The 22,437-nt window shown below is 38.1% G+C and carries 35 protein-coding genes; all 35 read left to right on the forward strand.

Translation table 11 applies throughout. The features are described from left to right. The first annotated feature begins 36 nt into the window (after positions 1 to 36). Positions 37 to 2,112 carry an elongation factor G gene (gene fusA, locus ACTYBU_RS21320; RefSeq protein WP_445492908.1) on the forward strand — a complete coding sequence of 692 codons (2,076 nt, stop codon included), beginning with the start codon at positions 37 to 39 and terminating at the stop codon, positions 2,110 to 2,112. A gap of 113 nt (positions 2,113 to 2,225) precedes the next feature. Beyond that, positions 2,226 to 3,413 carry an elongation factor Tu gene (gene tuf / locus ACTYBU_RS21325; RefSeq protein WP_445492910.1) on the forward strand — a complete coding sequence of 396 codons (1,188 nt, stop codon included), beginning with the start codon at positions 2,226 to 2,228 and terminating at the stop codon, positions 3,411 to 3,413. A 414-nt stretch (positions 3,414 to 3,827) separates the two neighbouring features. Continuing rightward, on the forward strand, positions 3,828 to 4,136 hold the full coding sequence (gene rpsJ / locus ACTYBU_RS21330; RefSeq protein ID WP_003354783.1) for a 30S ribosomal protein S10: 309 nt from the start codon (positions 3,828 to 3,830) through the stop codon (positions 4,134 to 4,136). A 39-nt stretch (positions 4,137 to 4,175) separates the two neighbouring features. Beyond that, positions 4,176 to 4,805: a 50S ribosomal protein L3 gene (gene rplC / locus ACTYBU_RS21335; protein ID WP_445492913.1), complete on the forward strand. Its 630-nt coding sequence runs from the start codon at positions 4,176 to 4,178 to the stop codon at positions 4,803 to 4,805. Positions 4,806 to 4,830: 25 nt separating this feature from the next. Further along, positions 4,831 to 5,454: a 50S ribosomal protein L4 gene (gene rplD / locus ACTYBU_RS21340; RefSeq protein WP_445492915.1), complete on the forward strand. Its 624-nt coding sequence runs from the start codon at positions 4,831 to 4,833 to the stop codon at positions 5,452 to 5,454. Beyond that, the gene (gene rplW, locus ACTYBU_RS21345; protein WP_445492917.1) at positions 5,454 to 5,738 is read left to right on the forward strand and encodes a 50S ribosomal protein L23; all 285 of its coding nucleotides are present in this window, start codon (positions 5,454 to 5,456) and stop codon (positions 5,736 to 5,738) included. Before rplD ends, rplW begins: the two co-directional genes overlap by 1 nt. 28 nt (positions 5,739 to 5,766) lie before the next feature. Further along, on the forward strand, positions 5,767 to 6,597 hold the full coding sequence (rplB, locus tag ACTYBU_RS21350; protein WP_445492919.1) for a 50S ribosomal protein L2: 831 nt from the start codon (positions 5,767 to 5,769) through the stop codon (positions 6,595 to 6,597). A gap of 60 nt (positions 6,598 to 6,657) precedes the next feature. Beyond that, positions 6,658 to 6,936, forward strand: a complete 279-nt coding sequence (gene rpsS / locus ACTYBU_RS21355; protein ID WP_443483169.1) for a 30S ribosomal protein S19 — start codon at positions 6,658 to 6,660, stop codon at positions 6,934 to 6,936. A gap of 18 nt (positions 6,937 to 6,954) precedes the next feature. After that, a complete protein-coding gene (gene rplV / locus ACTYBU_RS21360) occupies positions 6,955 to 7,296 on the forward strand; it encodes a 50S ribosomal protein L22 (RefSeq protein ID WP_101176317.1) in 342 nt (113 codons plus the stop codon). Between the two features lie 3 nt (positions 7,297 to 7,299). Continuing rightward, positions 7,300 to 7,956, forward strand: coding sequence for a 30S ribosomal protein S3 (gene rpsC, locus ACTYBU_RS21365; protein WP_445492922.1), 657 nt, complete (start codon positions 7,300 to 7,302; stop codon positions 7,954 to 7,956). 1 nt (position 7,957) lies between these two features. After that, positions 7,958 to 8,392 (forward strand): 50S ribosomal protein L16, encoded by a 435-nt coding sequence (rplP, locus tag ACTYBU_RS21370; protein WP_443483172.1) that lies wholly within the window; start codon positions 7,958 to 7,960, stop codon positions 8,390 to 8,392. Beyond that, on the forward strand, positions 8,382 to 8,585 hold the full coding sequence (rpmC, locus tag ACTYBU_RS21375) for a 50S ribosomal protein L29 (RefSeq protein WP_003351417.1): 204 nt from the start codon (positions 8,382 to 8,384) through the stop codon (positions 8,583 to 8,585). The genes rplP and rpmC overlap by 11 nt, the downstream gene beginning before the upstream one ends. Before the next feature lie 19 nt (positions 8,586 to 8,604). Beyond that, a complete protein-coding gene (rpsQ, locus tag ACTYBU_RS21380; protein ID WP_445492925.1) occupies positions 8,605 to 8,868 on the forward strand; it encodes a 30S ribosomal protein S17 in 264 nt (87 codons plus the stop codon). 41 nt (positions 8,869 to 8,909) lie between these two features. Then, entirely contained in the window at positions 8,910 to 9,278 is a 369-nt protein-coding gene (rplN, locus tag ACTYBU_RS21385) for a 50S ribosomal protein L14 (protein ID WP_445492927.1), read from the forward strand. 35 nt (positions 9,279 to 9,313) lie between these two features. Then, the gene (gene rplX, locus ACTYBU_RS21390) at positions 9,314 to 9,625 is read left to right on the forward strand and encodes a 50S ribosomal protein L24 (protein ID WP_445492929.1); all 312 of its coding nucleotides are present in this window, start codon (positions 9,314 to 9,316) and stop codon (positions 9,623 to 9,625) included. A gap of 26 nt (positions 9,626 to 9,651) precedes the next feature. Beyond that, positions 9,652 to 10,191: a 50S ribosomal protein L5 gene (rplE, locus tag ACTYBU_RS21395; RefSeq protein WP_445492931.1), complete on the forward strand. Its 540-nt coding sequence runs from the start codon at positions 9,652 to 9,654 to the stop codon at positions 10,189 to 10,191. Positions 10,192 to 10,216: 25 nt separating this feature from the next. Then, the gene (gene rpsN / locus ACTYBU_RS21400; protein WP_009499044.1) at positions 10,217 to 10,402 is read left to right on the forward strand and encodes a 30S ribosomal protein S14; all 186 of its coding nucleotides are present in this window, start codon (positions 10,217 to 10,219) and stop codon (positions 10,400 to 10,402) included. Positions 10,403 to 10,431: 29 nt separating this feature from the next. Continuing rightward, positions 10,432 to 10,830 carry a 30S ribosomal protein S8 gene (rpsH, locus tag ACTYBU_RS21405; RefSeq protein WP_445492934.1) on the forward strand — a complete coding sequence of 133 codons (399 nt, stop codon included), beginning with the start codon at positions 10,432 to 10,434 and terminating at the stop codon, positions 10,828 to 10,830. Positions 10,831 to 10,861: 31 nt separating this feature from the next. Beyond that, on the forward strand, positions 10,862 to 11,398 hold the full coding sequence (gene rplF, locus ACTYBU_RS21410) for a 50S ribosomal protein L6 (protein WP_445492936.1): 537 nt from the start codon (positions 10,862 to 10,864) through the stop codon (positions 11,396 to 11,398). A 32-nt stretch (positions 11,399 to 11,430) separates the two neighbouring features. Next, on the forward strand, positions 11,431 to 11,793 hold the full coding sequence (gene rplR, locus ACTYBU_RS21415; protein ID WP_445492938.1) for a 50S ribosomal protein L18: 363 nt from the start codon (positions 11,431 to 11,433) through the stop codon (positions 11,791 to 11,793). 23 nt (positions 11,794 to 11,816) lie between these two features. Then, positions 11,817 to 12,317 (forward strand): 30S ribosomal protein S5, encoded by a 501-nt coding sequence (gene rpsE, locus ACTYBU_RS21420; RefSeq protein WP_445492940.1) that lies wholly within the window; start codon positions 11,817 to 11,819, stop codon positions 12,315 to 12,317. Between the two features lie 13 nt (positions 12,318 to 12,330). After that, positions 12,331 to 12,513 carry a 50S ribosomal protein L30 gene (rpmD, locus tag ACTYBU_RS21425; RefSeq protein ID WP_101176328.1) on the forward strand — a complete coding sequence of 61 codons (183 nt, stop codon included), beginning with the start codon at positions 12,331 to 12,333 and terminating at the stop codon, positions 12,511 to 12,513. 32 nt (positions 12,514 to 12,545) lie between these two features. Further along, positions 12,546 to 12,986, forward strand: a complete 441-nt coding sequence (gene rplO / locus ACTYBU_RS21430; protein WP_445492942.1) for a 50S ribosomal protein L15 — start codon at positions 12,546 to 12,548, stop codon at positions 12,984 to 12,986. Continuing rightward, on the forward strand, positions 12,986 to 14,281 hold the full coding sequence (gene secY / locus ACTYBU_RS21435; RefSeq protein WP_445492944.1) for a preprotein translocase subunit SecY: 1,296 nt from the start codon (positions 12,986 to 12,988) through the stop codon (positions 14,279 to 14,281). Before rplO ends, secY begins: the two co-directional genes overlap by 1 nt. A gap of 60 nt (positions 14,282 to 14,341) precedes the next feature. Further along, positions 14,342 to 14,992: an adenylate kinase gene (locus ACTYBU_RS21440; protein ID WP_445492946.1), complete on the forward strand. Its 651-nt coding sequence runs from the start codon at positions 14,342 to 14,344 to the stop codon at positions 14,990 to 14,992. Positions 14,993 to 15,849: 857 nt separating this feature from the next. Next, positions 15,850 to 16,068 (forward strand): translation initiation factor IF-1, encoded by a 219-nt coding sequence (gene infA, locus ACTYBU_RS21445; protein WP_016204578.1) that lies wholly within the window; start codon positions 15,850 to 15,852, stop codon positions 16,066 to 16,068. Between the two features lie 37 nt (positions 16,069 to 16,105). After that, positions 16,106 to 16,219: a 50S ribosomal protein L36 gene (gene rpmJ, locus ACTYBU_RS21450; RefSeq protein ID WP_000868344.1), complete on the forward strand. Its 114-nt coding sequence runs from the start codon at positions 16,106 to 16,108 to the stop codon at positions 16,217 to 16,219. Positions 16,220 to 16,241: 22 nt separating this feature from the next. After that, positions 16,242 to 16,607: a 30S ribosomal protein S13 gene (gene rpsM / locus ACTYBU_RS21455; protein ID WP_445492949.1), complete on the forward strand. Its 366-nt coding sequence runs from the start codon at positions 16,242 to 16,244 to the stop codon at positions 16,605 to 16,607. A 21-nt stretch (positions 16,608 to 16,628) separates the two neighbouring features. Beyond that, entirely contained in the window at positions 16,629 to 17,018 is a 390-nt protein-coding gene (rpsK, locus tag ACTYBU_RS21460) for a 30S ribosomal protein S11 (protein ID WP_101176333.1), read from the forward strand. Positions 17,019 to 17,191: 173 nt separating this feature from the next. Beyond that, complete coding sequence (locus ACTYBU_RS21465; protein WP_445492951.1) at positions 17,192 to 18,136, forward strand: DNA-directed RNA polymerase subunit alpha; 945 nt, start codon at positions 17,192 to 17,194, stop codon at positions 18,134 to 18,136. Positions 18,137 to 18,192: 56 nt separating this feature from the next. Further along, on the forward strand, positions 18,193 to 18,555 hold the full coding sequence (gene rplQ, locus ACTYBU_RS21470; protein WP_443483183.1) for a 50S ribosomal protein L17: 363 nt from the start codon (positions 18,193 to 18,195) through the stop codon (positions 18,553 to 18,555). Positions 18,556 to 19,022: 467 nt separating this feature from the next. Then, positions 19,023 to 19,865, forward strand: a complete 843-nt coding sequence (locus tag ACTYBU_RS21475) for an energy-coupling factor ABC transporter ATP-binding protein (protein WP_445492953.1) — start codon at positions 19,023 to 19,025, stop codon at positions 19,863 to 19,865. After that, complete coding sequence (locus ACTYBU_RS21480; RefSeq protein WP_445492955.1) at positions 19,841 to 20,713, forward strand: energy-coupling factor ABC transporter ATP-binding protein; 873 nt, start codon at positions 19,841 to 19,843, stop codon at positions 20,711 to 20,713. Before ACTYBU_RS21475 ends, ACTYBU_RS21480 begins: the two co-directional genes overlap by 25 nt. Beyond that, positions 20,710 to 21,507: an energy-coupling factor transporter transmembrane component T family protein gene (locus ACTYBU_RS21485; RefSeq protein WP_445492957.1), complete on the forward strand. Its 798-nt coding sequence runs from the start codon at positions 20,710 to 20,712 to the stop codon at positions 21,505 to 21,507. The genes ACTYBU_RS21480 and ACTYBU_RS21485 overlap by 4 nt, the downstream gene beginning before the upstream one ends. An 11-nt stretch (positions 21,508 to 21,518) precedes the next feature. Beyond that, complete coding sequence (gene truA, locus ACTYBU_RS21490; protein ID WP_445492959.1) at positions 21,519 to 22,256, forward strand: tRNA pseudouridine(38-40) synthase TruA; 738 nt, start codon at positions 21,519 to 21,521, stop codon at positions 22,254 to 22,256. The last annotated feature ends 181 nt before the right edge of the window (positions 22,257 to 22,437 follow it).

The following is a 22,437-nucleotide window of genomic DNA, read 5'->3' on the forward strand; positions in this document are numbered from 1 at the left end:
ACTAAAATACTTTCTTAATGGAAGGAGAAAAACCAAATGGCTAGAGAGTTCTCCTTGGAAAACACTCGTAATATCGGAATCATGGCCCATATTGATGCCGGTAAAACGACGACAACTGAGCGTGTACTTTATTACACTGGTCGTATCCATAAAATTGGTGAAACTCATGAAGGTGCATCTCAAATGGACTGGATGGAGCAAGAACAAGAACGTGGTATTACGATTACATCTGCTGCAACAACTGCGCAATGGAAAGGCAATCGCGTAAATATCATTGATACACCAGGACACGTAGACTTCACAGTTGAAGTTGAACGTTCTCTTCGCGTACTTGACGGTGCGGTGGCAGTTCTTGATGCTCAATCTGGTGTTGAACCACAAACAGAAACAGTTTGGCGTCAGGCAACTACTTATGGTGTTCCTCGTGTAGTATTTGTTAACAAAATGGATAAAATAGGAGCTGACTTCCTATATTCATTAAAAACATTACATGAACGCTTACAAGCAAATGCACATGCTATCCAATTGCCAATCGGTGCGGAAGATCAATTCGAAGGCATTATTGATTTAGTGGAAATGAAAGCTACTTTCTACGGTAATGACTTAGGAACAGATATTGAGGATCGTGAAATTCCTGAAGAGTATAAAGACCTTGCTGAAGAATACCGTGAAAAACTTCTAGAAGCTGTAGCTGAGCTTGATGAAGAGTTAATGGAGAAATATCTTGGTGGGGAAGAAATTACTACTGATGAATTAAAAGCTGCTATCCGTAAAGGAACAGTAAATGTTGAATTCTATCCAGTTATCTGTGGATCTGCTTTCAAAAACAAAGGTGTTCAAAAAATGCTTGATGCAGTCATCGACTACTTGCCATCTCCATTAGATGTACCATCAATTAAAGGTACTGTTCCTGAAACAGAGGAAGTAGTAGAAAAACATTCAAGTGATGAAGAGCCATTTGCAGCACTTGCGTTTAAGGTTATGACAGACCCATTCGTAGGTAAATTAACATTCTTCCGTGTATATTCTGGTACTTTGAGCTCTGGTTCTTATGTACAAAACTCTACTAAAGGGAAACGTGAGCGCGTAGGTCGTATTCTACAAATGCACGCGAACAGCCGTCAAGAGATTTCAGAAGTGCATGCTGGAGATATTGCAGCAGCGGTTGGACTTAAAGATACTACAACTGGAGATACTCTATGTGATGACAAGAACTTAGTAATCTTAGAATCAATGGAATTCCCAGAACCAGTTATTGAATTATCTATCGAGCCTAAATCAAAAGCAGACCAAGATAAAATGACTACAGCTCTACAAAAATTACAAGAAGAAGATCCAACATTCCGTGCACATACTAACCAAGAAACTGGTCAAGTAATCATTGCTGGTATGGGTGAGCTTCACTTGGATATTCTAGTAGATCGTATGCGTCGTGAATTCAAGGTTGAAGCTAACGTTGGTGCTCCTCAGGTTGCTTATCGTGAAACTTTCCGTAGTTCAGCTGCGGTAGAAGGTAAATTCTCACGTCAGTCTGGTGGACGCGGTCAATACGGTCACGTTTGGATCGAGTTTGCACCAAATGATGAAGGTAAAGGCTTCGAGTTCGAAAATGCAATTGTCGGTGGGGTAGTTCCTCGTGAATATATCGCTCCTGTACAAGCAGGACTAGAAGATGCTTTAGATAGAGGCGTACTTGCAGGATATCCATTGGTAGACATCAAAGCAAAACTATTTGATGGATCATACCATGATGTTGACTCCTCTGAAATGGCGTTTAAAATTGCCGCTTCCATGGCACTTAAAAATGCTGCTTCAAAATGTAGCCCTGTAATTCTTGAGCCTGTAATGAAGGTTGAAGTAATCATCCCAGAAGAGTACATGGGTGATATTATGGGTAATATTACTTCTCGTCGTGGACGTGTTGAAGGAATGGAAGCTCGCGGTAACGCTCAAGTTGTTCGTGCTATGGTTCCACTTTCAGAAATGTTTGGTTATGCTACAAACTTACGTTCAAGCACTCAAGGTCGCGGAGTATTCTCTATGACTTTTGACCACTATGAAGAAGTGCCAAAATCAATCTCGGAAGAGATCATCAAAAAAAATAAAGGGTAATTGTTGATTTTACCTTTTTAATCAAGTATAACTACTATGTAAGCAATAAAGCTGTGATGAAAATTCACAGCTCCCAATACTTAATTTTCACAATTAAAAGGAGGATTTTCCTAATGGCAAAAGCTAAATACGATCGTTCAAAGCCACACGTAAATATTGGAACAATTGGTCACGTTGACCATGGTAAAACAACTTTAACAGCTGCTATTACAACAGTACTTTCAAAAGTAGGTGGAGGAGAAGCACGCGGTTATGATCAAATCGATGCTGCTCCAGAAGAGCGCGAACGCGGTATCACAATTTCTACTGCACACGTTGAGTATGAAACAGCTACTCGTCACTATGCACACGTTGACTGCCCAGGACATGCTGACTATGTTAAAAATATGATCACTGGTGCTGCACAAATGGACGGCGGAATCCTAGTTGTATCTGCAACTGATGGTCCAATGCCACAAACTCGTGAGCACATCCTATTATCTCGTCAGGTTGGTGTACCTCACTTAGTTGTATTCTTAAACAAATGTGATATGGTTGATGACGAAGAGTTATTAGAATTAGTAGAAATGGAAGTTCGTGACCTTCTTTCTGAATATGAATTCCCTGGTGACGATATTCCAGTAATCAAAGGTTCTGCTCTTAAAGCACTTGAAGGTGAAGCGGAATGGGAAGAAAAAATCAATGAACTTATGGCTGCAGTAGATGAGTACATCCCAACTCCAGCTCGTGATACTGAAAAACCATTCATGATGCCTGTTGAGGATGTTTTCTCAATCACAGGACGTGGAACAGTTGCTACTGGACGCGTTGAGCGTGGACAAGTTAAAGTTGGTGACGTTGTAGACATCATCGGTTTAGCTGAAGAGAAAAAATCAACAACAGTAACTGGTGTTGAAATGTTCCGTAAATTACTTGATTATGCTGAAGCTGGAGATAACATTGGTGCACTTCTTCGTGGTGTTGCACGTGAAGATATCCAACGTGGTCAAGTATTAGCAAAACCAGGTACTATCACTCCACACGTAAAATTCAAAGCTGAAGTTTACGTTTTATCAAAAGAAGAAGGTGGACGTCATACTCCATTCTTCACAAACTACCGTCCTCAGTTCTACTTCCGTACAACTGATGTAACTGGTATTTGTAACTTACCAGAAGGCGTAGAAATGGTTATGCCTGGTGACAACATCGAAATGGATGTTGAACTAATTTCTTCTATCGCTATCGAAGAAGGTACTAAATTCTCTATCCGTGAGGGTGGACGTACCGTAGGTGCTGGCGTAGTTGCTACAATCGTTGAGTAATTAATACTTGCAAAACAAGCCGGTTCAACCGGCTTGTTTTTTTATGCCGTAAACTCCAGTAATGGATATATAAAACCAACAGCAGCCTGAAGGCAATCTGATTAAAAGAAATTTAAAGAGTAGCAATCTTATAATTAAGAAGTGAAGTTAATCTGATCTAATTTTTCGACAATTGAAGAATCCCTTGAAATAATCTGCTTATCTATGTATAATAGTCTGAGTGTACAAAAACAAAAGAAAAAAAATATAAACTATTGCTTTTCTTATATGGTTTCTGTATAATAGACAATGTTGGTCTTTGACTGCGATGATGTGGAAGGTTGCTGACACACCCGGCCGCTTTGCCATGGCGAGTGTGTGGGAAATTTCTGCGGAGAATGTCTATTCTAAAATAGGCGAAAAGGAGGGAAAATAATGGCAAAACAAAAAATTCGTATCCGTTTAAAAGCGTATGATCATAGAATTTTAGATCAATCTGCTGAGAAAATTGTTGAAACTGCAAAACGTTCAGGTGCAGCTGTTTCTGGTCCGATACCATTACCGACAGAAAAGTCTGTATACACGATCTTACGTGCGGTTCATAAATATAAAGATTCTCGTGAACAATTTGAAATGCGTACGCATAAACGTCTAATTGACATCGTTAATCCAACTCCACAAACAGTTGATTCATTAATGCGTTTAGACTTACCGTCAGGTGTAGATATTGAAATTAAATTATAATAACAATAAATATTATGAATATCAGGAGGTGTGACTGAAATGACCAAAGGAATCTTAGGAAGAAAAATTGGTATGACTCAAGTATTTGCTGAGAACGGCAATCTTATCCCTGTAACAGTGGTGGAAGCTGCTCAAAACGTAGTGCTTCAAAAGAAAACTGTAGAAACAGACGGTTACGAATCTGTTCAAATCGGTTTTGAAGACAAACGCGAAAAGCTAGCTAACAAACCTGAAAAGGGTCATGTAGCAAAAGCAAACACTGCTCCTAAGCGCTTCGTTCGTGAATTGAGAGAAGTAAACTTAGATGAGTATGAAGTTGGTCAAGAAGTCAAAGTAGATGTATTCGCTGAAGGCGATATTGTAGATGTAACAGGAATCTCTAAAGGGAAAGGTTTCCAAGGCTCAATCAAACGCCATGGACAATCTCGCGGCCCAATGGCTCACGGTTCTCGTTATCATCGTCGCCCAGGTTCAATGGGACCTGTTGCTCCAAACCGTGTATTTAAAGGTAAAGCATTGCCAGGACGTATGGGTGGAGAACAAGTAACAGTACAAAACTTAGAAATCGTTAAAGTAGATGCAGAACGCAATCTTTTATTAATTAAAGGAAATGTTCCAGGATCTAAAAAAGCTTTATTAAAAATTAAAACAGCGGTAAAAGCGAAGTAATTAAACTGGAAAGGAGGAAATAAGAATGCCTAAAGTTGCATTATTCAACCAAGACGGTACTCAAGCTGGAGATATCGAATTAAAAGATACAGTATTCGGTATCGAGCCTAACAACCATGTTTTATTTGAAGCAGTTGTTATGCAAAGAGCTTCTTTACGTCAAGGAACTCATAAAACTAAAATTCGTTCTGAGGTTGCTGGTGGTGGACGTAAACCATGGCGCCAAAAAGGTACAGGACGTGCACGTCAAGGATCAATCAGATCACCACAATGGCGTGGAGGTGGAACAGTTTTCGGACCAGTTCCCCGCAGCTATAGCTACAAACTTCCTAAAAAAGTTCGTAGATTAGCTATTAAATCTGCATTATCAACTAAAGTATTAGAAGAGAATATTTTAGTGTTGCAAGGTCTTGCTTTCGAAGCTCCAAAAACAAAAGATTTCAAAGGCTTACTTAGTAATCTTTCTGTTGAGAAAAAAGCACTAATCGTAACTGCTGACTTAGATGAAAACGTAGCATTATCTGCTCGTAACATCCCAGGCGTAACAGTTGTTACTGCTGATGGCATTACAGTATTAGATGTTTTAAATCATGATAAACTTATCATGACGAAAGCAGCAGTTGAAAAAGTAGAGGAGGTGCTTGCATAATGGATGCACGCGAAACGATTAAGCGCCCCGTTATCACTGAACGTTCTACTGACTTAATGACTGAAAAGAAATATACGTTTGAAGTTGATGTGAGAGCTAATAAAACACAAGTTAAAGATGCTGTAGAAGAAATCTTTGGCGTGAAAGTTGAAAAAGTAAACATCATGAACTACAAAGGTAAGTTCAAGCGTATGGGACGTTTCGGAGGATACACAAACAAACGTCGCAAAGCAATTGTTAAATTAACTGCAGACAGCAAAGAAATCGAATTCTTTGAAGCATAAAAACTATTAAGAAAAGGAGGGAATAGAAATGGCGATTAAAAAGTACAAACCTACCTCTAATGGTCGTCGCGGTATGACTAGCTCTGACTTTAGTGAAATCACTACAAGTACTCCAGAAAAATCATTGCTTGCTCCTTTAACAAGAAAAGGCGGCCGTAACAACCAAGGTAAGTTAACAGTTCGTCATCAAGGTGGAGGTCATAAGCGTCAATATCGTATCATCGATTTTAAACGCGACAAAGATGGCATTCCAGGACGCGTTGCTACAATTGAATATGATCCAAACAGATCAGCAAACATCGCGTTAATCAATTATGTAGATGGTGAAAAACGCTACATTCTTGCACCAAAAAATTTAGAAGTTGGCTTAGAAGTAATGTCTGGACCTGAAGCAGATATCAAACCAGGTAATGCATTACCATTAGCTAACATTCCAGTGGGTACAGTTATCCACAACATCGAATTAAAACCAGGAAAAGGCGGACAATTGGTTCGTTCAGCAGGTACATCTGCACAAGTTCTTGGTAAAGAAGGTAAATACGTACTAGTTCGCTTAAACTCTGGTGAAGTTCGTTTAATTCTTGCAACTTGTCGTGCATCAATCGGTCAAGTTGGTAATGAGCAGCATGAACTAATCAACATTGGTAAAGCTGGTCGTTCTCGTTGGTTAGGCAAACGCCCAACTGTACGTGGATCAGTAATGAACCCTAATGACCATCCACACGGTGGTGGTGAAGGTCGCGCTCCAATCGGACGTAAATCACCAATGTCTCCATGGGGTAAACCAACTCTTGGATTCAAAACTCGTAAGAAGAAAAACAAATCAGATAAATTTATCGTACGTAGCCGTAAAAAATAACGGGATTGAACTACGGTTCACTGATAGAACCGTAGAGCAATCACGAAGGGAGGTTCAATTATGGGTCGCAGCTTAAAAAAAGGACCTTTTGTTGATGATCATTTACTAACAAAGATCGAAAAGTTAAACGAAAGTGAAAAGAAACAAGTTATTAAAACTTGGTCTCGTCGTTCTACGATCTTCCCACAATTCATCGGTCAAACTATCGCTGTTTATGATGGTCGTAAACATGTACCAGTTTATGTTACTGAAGACATGGTAGGTCATAAACTTGGAGAATTCGCACCAAGCCGTACTTATAAAGGTCATGCAAGTGACGATAAGAAAACAAGACGTTAATGAGAGGAGGGCATTCTAATGCAAGCAAAAGCTGTTGCTAATACAGTTCGTATTGCTCCTCGTAAAGCTCGTTTAGTCGTAGATTTAATTCGAGGTAAGCAAGTAGGTGAAGCAGTATCAATTTTGAAGTTAACTCCAAAAGCTGCTTCTCCAATCATAGAAAAAGTATTAAAATCTGCTATCGCTAACGCAGAGCATAATTACGAAATGGATATCAATAATTTAGTGGTTGAGCAAGCGTATGTGAATGAAGGACCAACACTTAAACGTTTCCGTCCTCGTGCGATGGGCCGTGCAAGCCAAATCAACAAACGTACTAGCCATATCACTATCGTTGTATCAGAAAAGAAGGAGGGGTAATCAGTGGGTCAAAAAGTAAATCCAGTCGGTTTGCGTGTCGGAATTATTCGTGATTGGGAATCAAAATGGTTCGCAGGCAAAGACTATGCTGAACTTTTACACGAAGACCTTAAAGTACGTGAGTATATCACTAAACGCTTAAACGATGCATCTGTTTCTAAAGTAGAAATCGAACGTGCAGCAAATCGTTTGAACGTAACTATCCACACTGCTAAGCCAGGAATGGTAATTGGTAAAGGTGGTACAGAAGTGGAAGCTTTACGAAAAGCTTTAAACTCACTTACTGGTAAACGTGTACACATCAATATTCTTGAAATTAAAAAAGCAGACATGGATGCAAAACTAGTTGCTGAGAACATTGCTCGTCAATTAGAAAACCGTGTATCTTTCCGTCGTGCTCAAAAGCAGGCAATCCAACGTTCAATGCGTTCTGGAGCTAAAGGTATTAAAACAATGGTATCAGGCCGTCTAGGCGGAGCAGATATCGCTCGTGCTGAGTCTTACAGTGAAGGCACTGTACCTCTACACACTTTACGTGCTGATATTGACTATGCTACTGCTGAAGCAGATACTACTTATGGTAAATTAGGTGTAAAAGTTTGGATCTATCGTGGAGAGATCCTTCCAACGAAGAAGAAAACTGAGGAAGGAGGCAAATAAAATGTTACTACCTAAACGTGTGAAATACCGTCGTGTACACCGTGGAAAAATGCGCGGTCAAGCAAAAGGCGGAACAGAAGTAACTTTCGGTGAATACGGTTTACAATCTACAGAAGCTTCTTGGATTACAAACCGCCAAATCGAATCCGCTCGTATTGCGATGACTCGTTATATGAAACGTGGCGGTAAAGTTTGGATTAAAATATTCCCACATAAGCCATACACTGCAAAGCCTCTAGAAGTCCGCATGGGTTCCGGTAAGGGTGCTCCAGAAGGTTGGGTAGCAGTTGTTAAACCTGGTAAAGTAATGTTCGAAGTTGCTGGTGTATCAGAAGAGATTGCACGCGAAGCACTTCGTCTTGCAGCGCACAAACTTCCAGTTAAATGTAAGTTTGTAAAACGTGAAGAAATTGGTGGTGAAACTAATGAAAGCTAATGAAATTCGTGACCTTACCACTGCAGAAATTGAACAAAAAGTTAAATCTTTAAAAGAAGAGCTATTCAACCTTCGCTTTCAATTAGCGACTGGACAACTTGAAAATACAGCTCGCATTCGTGAAGTACGCAAAGCGATTGCTCGCATGAAAACTGTCATTCGTGAAAGAGAAATCGGCGTCAATAATCGATAAGTGAGAGGAGGTTCGTAAAATGAGCGAACGCAATCAACGCAAAGTCTATACTGGACGTGTTGTTTCAGACAAAATGGATAAGACGATTACTGTTGTTGTTGAAACACACAAGAAACATCCATTATATGGCAAACGCGTGAAATACTCTAAAAAGTATAAAGCTCACGATGAGCAAAATACAGCAAAAACTGGCGATATCGTCCGTATTATGGAAACTCGTCCGTTATCAGCTACAAAACGTTTCCGTCTTGTAGAAGTAGTAGAAAAAGCAGTTATTATCTAATTGTTCGGAATTAAGCTTCATCCCGAAGGGAGGTTACACACATGATTCAACAAGAATCACGTTTGAAAGTTGCTGACAACTCTGGTGCTCGTGAAGTACTAACTATTAAAGTTCTTGGTGGTTCAGGACGTAAGACTGCAAACATCGGTGATGTTATCGTTGTTACTGTGAAACAAGCAACACCAGGTGGCGTTGTTAAAAAAGGTGACGTAGTAAAAGCAGTTGTTGTAAGAACAAAAAGTGGTGTTCGTCGTGCAGACGGTACTTACATTCGTTTCGATGAAAACGCATGTGTAATTATCCGCGATGATAAGAGTCCACGTGGAACACGTATCTTTGGACCAGTTGCTCGTGAACTTCGCGACAACAACTTTATGAAAATTGTATCATTAGCTCCAGAAGTACTATAATATAAATTTAATTGCCTTTAAGGAGGTGCGAAAAGATGCATGTAAAAAAAGGTGACAAAGTAATGGTCATCTCTGGTAAGGATAAAGGCAAAACAGGTGTTGTTCTTGCAGCATTCCCGAAGAAAAACCGTGTGGTTGTAGAAGGAATTAACATTGTAAAGAAACACTCTAAGCCATCCCAGTTGAATCCACAAGGTGGAATCAATGACCAGGAAGCTGCTATTCATGTATCCAACGTTATGCCTATCGACCCTAAAACTGGTGTTCCTACACGTGTAGGTTCAAAAACGGTTGATGGTAAAAAAGTACGCGTAGCGAAAAAATCCGGTGAAATTCTAGATAAATAGTTCAAAGAAGAAGGGAGGTACAATGGATGAACCGCCTAAAAGAAAAATTTGTTAAAGAAACTACTCCAGCTCTAATGAGCAAGTTTAATTATAAATCTGTAATGCAAGTTCCAAAACTTGAAAAAATCGTTATCAACATGGGTGTTGGTGATGCAGTTGCAAATGCGAAAGCATTAGACGTAGCTGTTGAAGAATTAACGTTAATCACTGGTCAAAAACCAGTAATTACTCGTGCGAAAAAATCTATTGCAGGTTTCCGTCTTCGTGAAGGAATGCCAATCGGAGCAAAAGTTACTCTTCGTGGAGAACGCATGTATGAATTTTTTGATAAATTAGTATCTGTATCTCTTCCACGTGTACGTGACTTCCGTGGTATCTCTAAAAAATCATTTGACGGTCGTGGTAACTATACTTTAGGTGTAAAAGAACAATTAATATTCCCTGAAATTGATTACGATAAAGTGAACAAAGTAAGAGGAATGGATATTGTTATCGTTACAACTGCTAACACAGATGAAGAAGCTCGTGAACTGTTAACTCAATTTGGAATGCCGTTCCAAAAGTAATCTCTAATTAGAGGGAGGCGAAAACGTGGCTAAGAAGTCAATGATTGCGAAACAAAAACGCACGCCTAAATATAAAGTACAAGAATATACACGTTGCGAACGTTGTGGACGTCCACATTCTGTGTACCGTAAATTTAAGCTTTGCCGTATTTGTTTCCGTGAATTAGCATATAAGGGACAAATTCCTGGTGTGAAAAAAGCTAGCTGGTAAAACCCCATTTTGGGAAGGAGGTTAAAACAATGGTTATGACAGATCCAATTGCAGATTTGCTTACAAGAATCCGTAATGCGAATATGGTTCGTCACGAAAAATTAGAAGTACCTGCTTCTAACATGAAAAAAGAAATCGCTGAAATTTTAAAGCGTGAAGGTTTCGTACGTGATGTAGAATTTATTGAAGATAACAAACAAGGAATTATCCGCATTTTCCTAAAATACGGTTCTAGCAACGAGCGTGTAATTACTGGACTTAAACGTATTAGTAAACCTGGTCTTCGTGTTTATGCAAAAGCTACAGATGTACCTCGTGTATTAAACGGTCTTGGAATCGCACTAGTTTCTACTTCTCAAGGAGTAATTACTGATAAAGAAGCTCGCGCTAAACAAGTTGGCGGAGAAGTTTTAGCATACGTTTGGTAATATAGTTTTAATTGAATGGAGGTGCAACTAAATGTCTCGCGTAGGTAAAAAACCAATTGAAGTACCAGCAGGCGTTACAGTTACTATTGAAAAAAGTGCTGTAACGGTTAAAGGTCCTAAAGGTGAATTAACTCGTACTTTTAATTCTGATATTGCTATCAAATTAGAAGAGAACGTAATTAACATAACTCGTCCATCTGAATCTAAAGAGCACCGTGCATTACACGGTACGACACGTGCTTTATTAGCTAACATGGTTGAAGGAGTTTCTAAAGGTTTCGAAAGAGGTCTTGAATTAATCGGGGTTGGTTATCGTGCTCAAAAACAAGGAACTAAACTTGTGTTGAACGTAGGTTACTCTCACCCAGTTGAAATCGAACCAGAAGCAGGTCTTGAAATTGAAGTACCATCTGCAACTAAAGTAGTTGTTAAAGGTACAAATAAAGAACGTGTTGGAGCTCTTGCTGCTAACATTCGTGACGTTCGTCCACCAGAGCCTTATAAAGGTAAAGGTATTCGTTATGAAGGCGAATTTGTACGTAGAAAAGAAGGTAAAACAGGTAAGTAATGCCGCATAGGTAAACGAAAGGAGTGACCTAAATGATTACGAAGGCTGATAAAAATCAAGTTCGTAAGAAAAGACACGCACGTGTGCGTTCTAAACTTAGCGGAACTGAAGCTCGTCCTCGTTTAAATGTGTTCCGTTCAAACAAACACATTTACGCTCAGCTTATTGATGATGTAAATGGCGTTACGATCGTTAACGCTTCAACGTTAGATAAAGAACTAAACCTAGATTCTTCTAGCAATGTAGATGCTGCTGTTAAGATCGGTGAATTAGTAGCTAAACGCGCAGTGGAAAAAGGTATTAAAGCAATCGTGTTCGATCGCGGAGGATATTTATACCATGGTCGCGTAAAAGCTTTAGCTGATGCTGCTCGTGAGAACGGCCTAGAATTTTAATAGAAAAGGAGGGACATACAAAGATGCGTCATATTGATCCAAACAAACTTGAACTTGAAGAACGCGTAGTTACTATTAACCGTGTAGCGAAAGTTGTTAAAGGTGGACGTCGTTTTCGTTTCTCTGCTCTAGTAGTAGTTGGGGACAAAAATGGTAACGTTGGTTTTGGTACTGGTAAAGCTCAAGAGGTACCTGATGCAATTCGCAAAGCGGTAGAAGACGCTAAGAAAAATCTAATTGAAGTGCCAATGGTTGGCTCTACAATTCCACACCAAGTAATCGGACACTTTGGTGCTGGTGAAATTTTACTAAAACCTGCTTCTGAAGGTACTGGAGTTATCGCTGGTGGACCAGTGCGTGCGGTACTTGAGTTAGCTGGTGTAGCTGATATTCTATCTAAATCTTTAGGTACTAATACACCAATTAACATGGTGCGTGCAACTTTAGACGGTTTAAAACAATTAAAACGTGCTGAAGACGTAGCGAAGTTACGTGGTAAATCAGTAGAAGAACTGTTAGGATAAGGAGGGAAATTAGATGGCAAACAAACTGGAAATTACCCTCACTAAAAGCGTAATTGGTCGTCCGCAAGACCAACGCGAAACAGTTAAAGCATTAGGATTACGTAAAGTAAATCAAACAGTTGAACAACAAGATAATGCTGCAATTCGCGGTATGATTAATAAAGTATCTCATCTTGTTTCTGTTAAAGAAAACTAAAATACATTCTTCTTCAATAAGGAGGTGCCAAAATGAAACTTCATGAATTAAAACCTGCAGAAGGTGCAAGACAAGAACGCAAACGCAAAGGACGCGGTATCGGTTCAGGTAACGGTAAAACTGCTGGTAAAGGTCATAAAGGTCAAAACGCACGTTCAGGTGGCGGTGTTAGACCTGGATTCGAAGGTGGTCAAACTCCTTTATTCCGTCGTTTACCTAAACGTGGTTTTACAAATATCAACCGCAAAGAATTTGCAATTGTAAACCTTGATGCACTAAATCGTTTTGAAGATGGAACAGAAGTAACTCCAGAACTTCTAATCGAAACAGGTGTTGTAAGTAGTGAAAAAGCAGGAATCAAAATTCTTGCTAAAGGCAAAGTTGAGAAAAAGCTTACAGTAAAAGCACATAAATTCTCCTCTGCTGCAAAGGAAGCTATTGAAGCTGCCGGCGGTCAAACTGAGGTGATTTAATGTTTCAGACAATCTCCAATTTTATGCGCGTGGGTGAAATAAGACGTAAAATCATATTCACCCTATTAATGTTGATTATATTTCGTATTGGTACATTTATACCGGTACCATACGTAAATGCAGATTTTTTACAAGCGCAAGATACCTTTAGCGCCTTTGGTATTCTAAATACCTTTGGTGGGGGAGCATTAAAGAACTTTTCTATCTTGGCAATGGGTATAATGCCGTATATTACCGCATCTATCATTGTGAGTTTATTACAAATGGATGTTGTTCCAAAGTTTACAGAATGGTCTAAGCAAGGTGAAGTAGGGCGTCGTAAATTAACCCAATTTACCCGTTACTTCACAATAGTCTTAGGTTTCATTCAAGCTTTTGGAATGTCTTATGGTTTTAATAACCTTGCAGGTGGTTCTTTAATTACTAATCCTGGTATTGGTTCTTACTTTATAATTGCTGTTGTATTAACAGGTGGTACTGCATTTTTAATGTGGTTGGGTGAACTGATTACATCAAAAGGTGTAGGAAATGGAATATCGATCATTATCTTTGCTGGTATTGCAGCAGGGATCCCATCGATTGCCAACCAGATATACGCGCAGAAGTTTGATAACACAGGAGATCAACTTTTCATGAACATCGCAACAATGCTATTAATTTTAGTTGCAATTGTTGCAATTGTTGTTGGAGTTATTTTCATACAACAGGCTTTAAGAAAAATACCTATTCAGTATGCAAAAAGAATGGTTAATGGAAGTAATATGAGCGGCGGACAATCGACGCATTTGCCGTTGAAAGTGAACTCTGCTGGTGTTATTCCTGTTATTTTTGCCGTGTCATTTTTGGTAACGCCAAGAACAGTTGCCGGATTCTTCGGTCAAAATGATGTTACGAATTGGATTATCAAGATATTTGATTATACTCATCCAATTGGAATGATATTGTATACAATTTTAATTTTTGCGTTTACGTACTTCTATGCATTTATTCAAGTCAATCCAGAACAGCTGGCTGAAAACTTGAAAAAGCAAGGTGGATATATTCCAGGTATTAGACCAGGTAAAAACACGCAAGAATACTTAACTCGTGTTCTATACCGTTTAACATTAGTTGGTGCGATATTTCTAGCTGCGATTGCGATTCTTCCTGTAGTTTTCATCAAAATTGCTCATTTGCCACAATCGGCTCAAATTGGTGGAACAAGTATTTTAATCGTAGTTGGGGTTGCTTTAGAAACAATGAAGCAATTAGAATCTCAACTTGTTAAACGTCACTATAAAGGGTTTATTAAATAGCATAATTTAGGGGACGTTTGTCCCTTGAATTATATGTTAAAGACTTTAGGGGGAATACGCATGAATTTAGTCTTAATGGGACTCCCTGGCGCTGGTAAAGGTACACAAGCTGAGAAGATTGTGGAAAAGTATGACATCCCTCATATCTCAACTGGTGATATGTTTCGTGCTGCAATGAAAGATGAAACAGAACTTGGATTAAAAGCAAAGTCATTTATGGATAAAGGTGAGTTAGTTCCGGACGAAGTTACAATCGGCATTGTTCGTGAAAGACTTAGTAAGGATGATTGCAAGAAGGGATTTCTTCTTGACGGTTTTCCACGTACTGTTCCCCAAGCAGATGCTTTAGAAGGTATTTTGTTTGATTTAGGAAAAAAGCTTGACTATGTTATAAATGTTCAAGTTGATCAAGAAATATTAATGGAACGATTAACAGGACGCCGCATTTGTAAAAACTGTGGCGCGACATATCATTTAGTATTTAATCCTCCGGCAAATCCAGATGTTTGCGATCGCTGTGGAGGCGAATTGTATCAACGTGCTGATGATAATGAAGCAACTGTTAAAAATCGATTAGAAGTTAATATTAAACAATCTCAACCTTTACTTGATTTTTATGAATCAAAAGGCTATCTACGCAATATAGATGGTCAGCAAGATATACAAAAAGTATTCTTAGATCTTGATGAACTACTAAGTAATTTAAAGTAAACACTTTTTCCATACTTTTGCTTAGACTAATCTGAATCTAGCATGGACTTAAATCAGAGGTAACGAATAGAAGAATTGGGATGAAATGGCTAAGGAGTTTATTCCTAAACATGATGCATTTCCTTTTTTCAAAAGGTATAATAATTTTTATGGTTATATCTGTAACAAAAAAAGTATATTCATGTTTCTAGACATGTTTATCTTCGTTAAAAGATTAATCAATTTAGATAATTGGTGCAGAGTATTTTGGATTTCATGGTAACTCCGCTTGATTTGCTTTTTTATCTAGTAGTGAAGAAGGTAACTATTATTCTTTCTATTATGGACATAAGGTGTTGTACCAGGTGTGCGTTATCGAAAACTCCTTTTCAGTTAGAGACGGAATCTAAGTAGCTTTTCGAGTGTATGAGAGTATGTGTTTACAAAAATAGGGATAGACTCTAGAAGAAACATTCTTCTTGATTCATTCATTTCTATCTACACATCATATCGTTTGAATTATTATAAAAAATTCAATGCGATAATACATTAGCTGATGATAGAACTTTATTTGAAGGAAATGCTTTTGGCTTTCTCTGAGAATGAAGGATCTAACAAAAGCCAGTGGTTTGGTTGTTGCATTATTTCTTTCTAGTTTAAAGTTCGTAGTCTTCTATAAATTTATTGTAAATATTGCGGACGGGATAGTTCATTGTGTGTTATAATTATTTGGTTGCAGTCAACTGATAATTTAGTATATTATATGAACAGTTCAGACTAGTTTGATGTACACCGATCGTGTTATAAGCGAAAAGTTGCACTTTACTATAGCAAGTAAAAGATGGTTTCGTATTTTAAAATGAAGGGAGACAAATTCGATGGCTAAAGACGATGTAATCGAAATTGAAGGCACAATAACTGAAACTTTGCCGAACGCCATGTTTAAAGTAGAATTAGAAAATGGTCATACTGTATTGGCTCACGTTTCTGGTAAAATTCGTATGCATTTTATCCGCATTTTACCTGGTGATAAAGTAACGGTTGAGTTATCTCCATATGACTTAACTCGCGGAAGAATTACTTACCGCTTTAAATAATCTGATTGCACTCCGTACTATCAAGGAGGTTAGGATAATGAAAGTTAGACCATCAGTAAAACCAATCTGCGAAAAATGTAAGGTTATCCGCAGACGTGGGAAAGTTATGGTTATCTGTGAAAACCCTAAACATAAACAAAAACAAGGTTAATAACAAGGAGGTGCGCATATAGATGGCACGTATTGCTGGTGTGGATATTCCACGTGAAAAGCGTGTAGTAATATCATTAACATATATTTATGGTATTGGAAAAAATACTGCACAAAAAGTATTAGAAGAAGCAGGTGTTTCTGAAAATACTCGTGTTCGTGATTTAACGGAAGATGAGTTGAACAAAATCCGTGATGTTATTGATAAATTAAAAGTTGAAGGTGACCTTCGTCGTGAAATCTCTCTTAACATCAAACGTTTAATGGAGATTGGATGTTATCGTGGTCTTCGTCACCGCCGTGGTTTACCGGTTCGTGGACAAAATACGAAAAACAACGCTCGTACACGCAAAGGTCCTCGTAAGACTGTAGCTAACAAGAAAAAATAATCAGTAAAGGAGGTACTATAAATGGCACGTAAAACTAATACACGTAAACGTCGTGTTAAAAAGAATATAGAAGCAGGTATTGCTCACATTCGTTCAACATTCAATAATACAATTGTTACAATTACTGACGTTCATGGAAATGCGCTTTCTTGGTCAAGTGCAGGAGCTCTTGGATTTAGAGGTTCTCGTAAATCTACTCCATTCGCTGCTCAAATGGCTGCAGAAACTGCTGCAAAAACTTCTATGGAGCATGGCATGAAAACTCTTGAAGTAACAGTAAAAGGACCTGGTGCCGGCCGTGAAGCTGCAATCCGTGCACTTCAAGCTGCAGGTTTAGAAGTTACTGCAATCAGAGACGTAACTCCTGTTCCTCATAATGGTTGCCGACCACCTAAACGTCGCCGAGTTTAATTTTTCTGTATAAATTTTGTATCCTTGTCTATAATGGGATATGATTAAAACTTTTTAAAGCCAGTACAGAAAATTTATTCCAGTTGTTGTGCACAAAACGGGAACGTAAACATGGGGAATTTCGGTTAAGAACATAGCCGGGGTTTCGACGTTTTGAAGGAGGGTATATTTTGATGATCGAAATAGAAAAACCAAAAATCGAAACGGTTGAGATCAACGATGAAGCCAAATACGGAAAATTCGTCGTAGAGCCACTTGAGCGTGGATATGGTACTACTTTGGGTAACTCCTTACGTCGTATTCTATTATCCTCACTCCCTGGTGCAGCTATCACATCCATTCAAATTGATGGGGTACTTCATGAGTTCTCAACAATTGAAGGCGTCGTAGAAGATGTAACATCTATCATATTAAATATCAAAAAACTAGCACTGAAAATCTATTCTGATGATGAAAAAACATTAGAGATTGATATTCAAGGTGAAGGTGTCGTTACAGCAGCAGATATTACACACGATAGTGATGTTGAGATTTTAAATCCCGATCTTCATATCGCAACATTAGGCTCGAATGGAAATCTTCGCATGCGTTTAACTGCTAAACGTGGACGTGGATATACACCTGCAGAGGAAAATAAGCGGGAAGATCAACCTATTGGTGTAATTCCTATTGACTCTATCTATACACCTGTATCTAGAGTTTCTTATCAAGTTGAGAATACTCGTGTTGGTCAATTGACTAATTATGATAAATTAACTTTTGACGTATGGACTGACGGTAGTACAGGTCCTCAAGATGCTATTGCACTTGGTGCAAAGATTTTAACGGAGCATTTAAATATCTTTGTTGGTTTAACTGATGAAGCGCAAAATGCTGAGATTATGGTAGAAAAAGAAGAAGATCAAAAAGAAAAAGTTCTAGAGATGACGATAGAAGAATTGGATCTATCTGTTCGTTCTTATAACTGTTTAAAACGTGCTGGAATCAATACAGTACAAGAACTTGCTAATAAGACGGAAGAAGATATGATGAAAGTTCGAAATCTAGGTAGAAAATCTCTTGAAGAAGTTAAGCATAAATTAGAAGAACTTGGCTTAGGTTTAAGAAAAGACGACTGAGTTAGTTTTTTCTCATAAGGCTAAGCGGGAATTTCAACAAAAGGAGGGAATCTCACATGGGTTACAGAAAGTTAGGACGCACTAGCGCGCAGCGTAAAGCTATGTTACGTGACTTAACAACAGACTTAATCATCAATGAGCGAATTGAAACAACTGAAGCTCGTGCAAAGGAACTTCGTTCTGTTGTGGAAAAAATGATTACACTTGGTAAACGTGGAGATCTTCATGCACGCCGTCAAGCTGCTGCTTATGTACGTCATGAAGTTGCTAACGCTGAAACGAACCAAGATGCAGTACAAAAACTATTCAGTGATGTTGCTGCTCGTTATAGCGAACGTCAAGGCGGATACACTCGTATCATGAAAATGGGACCTCGTCGTGGAGACGGTGCACCAATGGTAATTATCGAGTTAGTTTAATAGACCATTTACAAGACAACAAGGGTGCGGGACAGTTTATATTGATATGAAACTTGTTCAAGTACCCTTTTTCTTACATTGTTTATTAGCACAAACTAACAAGCCACTATAAGAGTGTTACGATGAGCGTTAAGCAATTAAATAATAATCTATTAATGACTCGTCTAGCTCATGCACCTCGTTTATTAATCATAAAATAAACCGAGGTGCGGGCTTTTTTCGTGTAAAACGTAAAACAGGTAATGGGTGCTAAGAAATGGAATATCATGAGATATATTTCGAAATGCATAATGAGAAGTTTGTTGCTGAAAAAGGGAGATTATAACAAGATAATCTTATGTTAAACCAATTCAAAGCTCGCCCAATTGGCGAGTTTCTTTTTTTATCATAAGAAAGATCCGTTTGCAAACGGAGAAAATCTAAACGCATGAGCTTTACTTAATAACACACTAAACCGGAGGGAATATATGAACCAAGAAGTATTGATAACGGTTGATAACATATCTTTCCGTTATGAAGACCAGTTGGATCAGGCGCTGGATAATGTCTCTTTTCAAGTAAAAGAAGGGGAATGGGTAGCTGTTGTTGGTCATAATGGCTCTGGGAAGTCTACTTTGGCAAAATTATTGAATGGTTTGTATTTTCCTCATAAGGGATCTATTCGGATTAAAGACATTATGCTATCAGAAGAAACAATTTGGGAAGCAAGGAAAAACATAGGGATGGTGTTTCAAAATCCAGATAATCAGTTTGTTGGAACGACAGTAAAGGATGATGTGGCTTTTGGTTTAGAAAATAATGCCGTTCCGAGAGAAGAAATGGTCAAAAGAGTAGAAAGTTCTTTAGAAAAAGTGAAGATGTTATCTTTTCTTGATCAAGAGCCGCACCATCTATCTGGAGGCCAGAAGCAAAGGGTGGCCATTGCAGGAGTCATGGCATTGCAGCCGGCTGTTATAGTTTTAGATGAGGCAACCTCTATGCTTGATCCTCAAGGCAGGGAAGAAGTATTACAGCTTATTAAAGAAATGCGTGAACAAAAAAAGATGACGATCATCTCCATTACGCATGATTTAGAGGAAGCAGCAAAGGCAGATAGAATAATAATTATGAATAAAGGAAAAGTTCATCGTGAAGGAACACCTGAAGAAATTTTTCAATTAGACAAAGAACTGATTACAATTGGTTTGGATATTCCCTTTTCCGTTAAATTAAGAAGTGAGCTTTATGAAAAAGGGATATTGCTTGAAAAAATATTTTTGACAGAAGAAGAGTTGGTGACAGAATTATGGACATCTCACTTCAAAAAGTAGATTATTGCTATCAAGAGAATACACCATTTGAAAGATTGGCGATTCAAGATGTAAATATTAATATACCAAATGGTGTTTATATGGCTATTATTGGCCATACTGGTTCTGGTAAATCTACTGTGCTTCAGCATTTAAATGCCTTATTAAACCCATCTAAAGGGAAAGTGATAATTGGAGATAGGGTGTTGGAAGCAGGAAAGAAGCATAAACAATTACGAAGTATTCGCCAAAAAGTAGGGATTGTTTTTCAGTTTCCAGAGCAGCAGCTTTTTGAGGAAACGGTAGAAAAGGATATATGTTTTGGACCAATGAATTTTGGTGTTAAGGAAGAGGAAGCCAAGGTAAGAGCAAGAATGGCTTTAGCAGAGGTAGGACTCTCCGAAGATATTTTGCAAAAATCACCTTTTGATTTATCAGGAGGCCAAATGAGAAGAGTAGCGATTGCTGGTGTATTAGCAATGGAGCCTGATGTTCTTGTATTAGATGAACCAACTGCCGGGTTGGACCCAAGAGGACGAAAAGAGATCATGGAGATGTTCTATAGCCTTCATCAAAAACGGAATTTAACTACCATATTAGTAACGCACAGCATGGAAGATGCTTCTTTGTATGCGGATAAAATAGTTATTATGAATAAAGGAAAAGTATACCGCGACGGTACACCAGAAGAAATATATTCTTTTGCAGATGACTTATTGGAAATAGGTTTAGATGTTCCGGAAATAGTAAGGTTTCAAAGGAAAATAGAAAATAAGTTTGGGATAAAGATGAGTAAAGTTCATTTGCATATGGATAGCTTTATCTCAGAATTAGCTACTTACCTAAATAAGGGAGAAGATGGATTATGATGGGAAAAATGTTAATTGGCCGTTTTGTTCCAATGGACTCCACTTTACATCGAATGGATCCCCGTTCCAAGCTACTATTAATTTTCTTCTTTATTTGTATTGTCTTTTTAGCCAATAATTTTGGGACGTACCTCCTGTTAACTGCTTATGTATGTATAATGGTTCTTTTATCAAAAGTACCAGTGAACTATATTTATAATGGGTTAAAACCTGTTATATGGCTTATTCTTTTTACTCTTGTGATTCATCTTTTTTTTACTAGAGAAGGGGATTTAGTATTCCATTATGGTTGGGTTAAGATATATGAAGAAGGAATTAGAATGGGGATTCTTATTTCAATTCGATTCTTTTTACTCATTATTATGACCTCTCTTCTTACCTTAACTACAACGCCTATAGAACTTACAGATGCTATTGAAGCTTTGCTTGAACCTTTAAAAAGAATAAAATTTCCTGTTCATGAACTTGCACTTATGATGTCTATTTCCTTGCGTTTTATTCCGACTTTAATGGACGAAACAGAAAAGATTATGAAAGCTCAAATTGCAAGAGGAGTAGAATTCTCGAGTGGCTCCATAAAAAATCGTGTTAAAGCAATTGTGCCGTTGTTAATTCCCTTATTCGTTAATGCCTTCAAAAGGGCTGAAGAGCTGGCAATCGCAATGGAAGCAAGAGGGTACCAAGGCGGAGAAGGCAGAACAAAATACCGTCAATTAATCTGGAAACCGATGGATACAATTATGATAATCCTATTATTATTATTAATATGCCTGCTTTTATTACTAAGGTCATAATGGAGAAAAACATGCAACGATATAAATGTACAATAAGTTATGATGGGTCTGCCTACTGCGGCTTTCAAATTCAGCCAAAAGATCGAACAGTTCAAGGGGAGATCGAACGAGCATTAAAAAAACTTCATAAAGGAATCGAAGTGAAAATACAAGCTTCTGGGCGAACGGATGCTGGGGTTCATGCAAAAGGGCAAGTAATTCATTTTGATTCTGTATTAGATATTCCATTAGGAAAATGGGAGCTGGCGCTCAATACGCTGCTGCCGCATGATATAGTGGTTACCGCTGTAGAAACGGTTAGTAATGATTTTCATGCAAGATACAATGTCACTGGGAAAGAATATCGTTATTTTATCCACTTGGCAGAACATCGGGATCCTTTTAAAAGAAATTATGCGTATTATTATCCATATTCCTTAAATATAGACGCTATACAAGAAGCGATGGAGCATTTTATTGGCGAATATGATTTTACTAGCTTTTGTTCAGCTAAAACAGATAAAGAAGACAAAGTAAGGGAAATAACAGGTATGAAATTAACACAGGAAGAGGAAATGCTAATTTTCAGCTTTGAAGGAAATGGATTTTTATATAATATGGTCCGAATTATGATCGGTACATTGCTGGACGTAGGAAGAGGAAAAAAAGATCCACAATCAATCCCTGCTATTATTAAAAAAAAGGACAGAAAAGCAGCAGGAAAAACGGCATCTGCTAATGGATTATATTTATGGAGAGTGTTTTATTAGACTAGGAGCTTGCGCCTTTTGTTTTGTCGAAAGAAAAATTTCATAACAACTAAACCTGGTGTAACATTCTCTTGACATATACAATTCTAGGATATATCATAATATGGTATGTATTTTAATCCCACATTAAGCCCCGGAACTTAATTGTGTGAACATATAGACGTAACAGCACTTACAAAAA

This window comes from Niallia sp. 03133 (assembly GCF_052663225.1).

Coding starts and splice junctions, on each gene's coding strand:
- secY (WP_445492944.1), top strand. CDS start 12,986: ATGTTTCAGACAATCTCCAATTTTATGCGCGTGGGTGAAATAAGACGT.
- rpsQ (WP_445492925.1), top strand. CDS start 8,605: ATGAGCGAACGCAATCAACGCAAAGTCTATACTGGACGTGTTGTTTCA.
- rpmJ (WP_000868344.1), top strand. CDS start 16,106: ATGAAAGTTAGACCATCAGTAAAACCAATCTGCGAAAAATGTAAGGTT.
- ACTYBU_RS21475 (WP_445492953.1), top strand. CDS start 19,023: ATGAACCAAGAAGTATTGATAACGGTTGATAACATATCTTTCCGTTAT.
- rplX (WP_445492929.1), top strand. CDS start 9,314: ATGCATGTAAAAAAAGGTGACAAAGTAATGGTCATCTCTGGTAAGGAT.
- rplN (WP_445492927.1), top strand. CDS start 8,910: ATGATTCAACAAGAATCACGTTTGAAAGTTGCTGACAACTCTGGTGCT.
- rplD (WP_445492915.1), top strand. CDS start 4,831: ATGCCTAAAGTTGCATTATTCAACCAAGACGGTACTCAAGCTGGAGAT.
- rpmD (WP_101176328.1), top strand. CDS start 12,331: ATGGCAAACAAACTGGAAATTACCCTCACTAAAAGCGTAATTGGTCGT.
- rpsE (WP_445492940.1), top strand. CDS start 11,817: ATGCGTCATATTGATCCAAACAAACTTGAACTTGAAGAACGCGTAGTT.
- rplB (WP_445492919.1), top strand. CDS start 5,767: ATGGCGATTAAAAAGTACAAACCTACCTCTAATGGTCGTCGCGGTATG.
- ACTYBU_RS21480 (WP_445492955.1), top strand. CDS start 19,841: ATGGACATCTCACTTCAAAAAGTAGATTATTGCTATCAAGAGAATACA.
- rplW (WP_445492917.1), top strand. CDS start 5,454: ATGGATGCACGCGAAACGATTAAGCGCCCCGTTATCACTGAACGTTCT.
- rplR (WP_445492938.1), top strand. CDS start 11,431: ATGATTACGAAGGCTGATAAAAATCAAGTTCGTAAGAAAAGACACGCA.
- rplF (WP_445492936.1), top strand. CDS start 10,862: ATGTCTCGCGTAGGTAAAAAACCAATTGAAGTACCAGCAGGCGTTACA.
- ACTYBU_RS21485 (WP_445492957.1), top strand. CDS start 20,710: ATGATGGGAAAAATGTTAATTGGCCGTTTTGTTCCAATGGACTCCACT.
- rpsM (WP_445492949.1), top strand. CDS start 16,242: ATGGCACGTATTGCTGGTGTGGATATTCCACGTGAAAAGCGTGTAGTA.
- fusA (WP_445492908.1), top strand. CDS start 37: ATGGCTAGAGAGTTCTCCTTGGAAAACACTCGTAATATCGGAATCATG.
- rplQ (WP_443483183.1), top strand. CDS start 18,193: ATGGGTTACAGAAAGTTAGGACGCACTAGCGCGCAGCGTAAAGCTATG.
- ACTYBU_RS21440 (WP_445492946.1), top strand. CDS start 14,342: ATGAATTTAGTCTTAATGGGACTCCCTGGCGCTGGTAAAGGTACACAA.
- infA (WP_016204578.1), top strand. CDS start 15,850: ATGGCTAAAGACGATGTAATCGAAATTGAAGGCACAATAACTGAAACT.
- rpsS (WP_443483169.1), top strand. CDS start 6,658: ATGGGTCGCAGCTTAAAAAAAGGACCTTTTGTTGATGATCATTTACTA.
- ACTYBU_RS21465 (WP_445492951.1), top strand. CDS start 17,192: ATGATCGAAATAGAAAAACCAAAAATCGAAACGGTTGAGATCAACGAT.
- rplE (WP_445492931.1), top strand. CDS start 9,652: ATGAACCGCCTAAAAGAAAAATTTGTTAAAGAAACTACTCCAGCTCTA.
- rpmC (WP_003351417.1), top strand. CDS start 8,382: ATGAAAGCTAATGAAATTCGTGACCTTACCACTGCAGAAATTGAACAA.
- truA (WP_445492959.1), top strand. CDS start 21,519: ATGCAACGATATAAATGTACAATAAGTTATGATGGGTCTGCCTACTGC.
- rplO (WP_445492942.1), top strand. CDS start 12,546: ATGAAACTTCATGAATTAAAACCTGCAGAAGGTGCAAGACAAGAACGC.
- rpsK (WP_101176333.1), top strand. CDS start 16,629: ATGGCACGTAAAACTAATACACGTAAACGTCGTGTTAAAAAGAATATA.
- rplC (WP_445492913.1), top strand. CDS start 4,176: ATGACCAAAGGAATCTTAGGAAGAAAAATTGGTATGACTCAAGTATTT.
- rplV (WP_101176317.1), top strand. CDS start 6,955: ATGCAAGCAAAAGCTGTTGCTAATACAGTTCGTATTGCTCCTCGTAAA.
- rpsJ (WP_003354783.1), top strand. CDS start 3,828: ATGGCAAAACAAAAAATTCGTATCCGTTTAAAAGCGTATGATCATAGA.
- rpsH (WP_445492934.1), top strand. CDS start 10,432: ATGGTTATGACAGATCCAATTGCAGATTTGCTTACAAGAATCCGTAAT.
- tuf (WP_445492910.1), top strand. CDS start 2,226: ATGGCAAAAGCTAAATACGATCGTTCAAAGCCACACGTAAATATTGGA.
- rplP (WP_443483172.1), top strand. CDS start 7,958: ATGTTACTACCTAAACGTGTGAAATACCGTCGTGTACACCGTGGAAAA.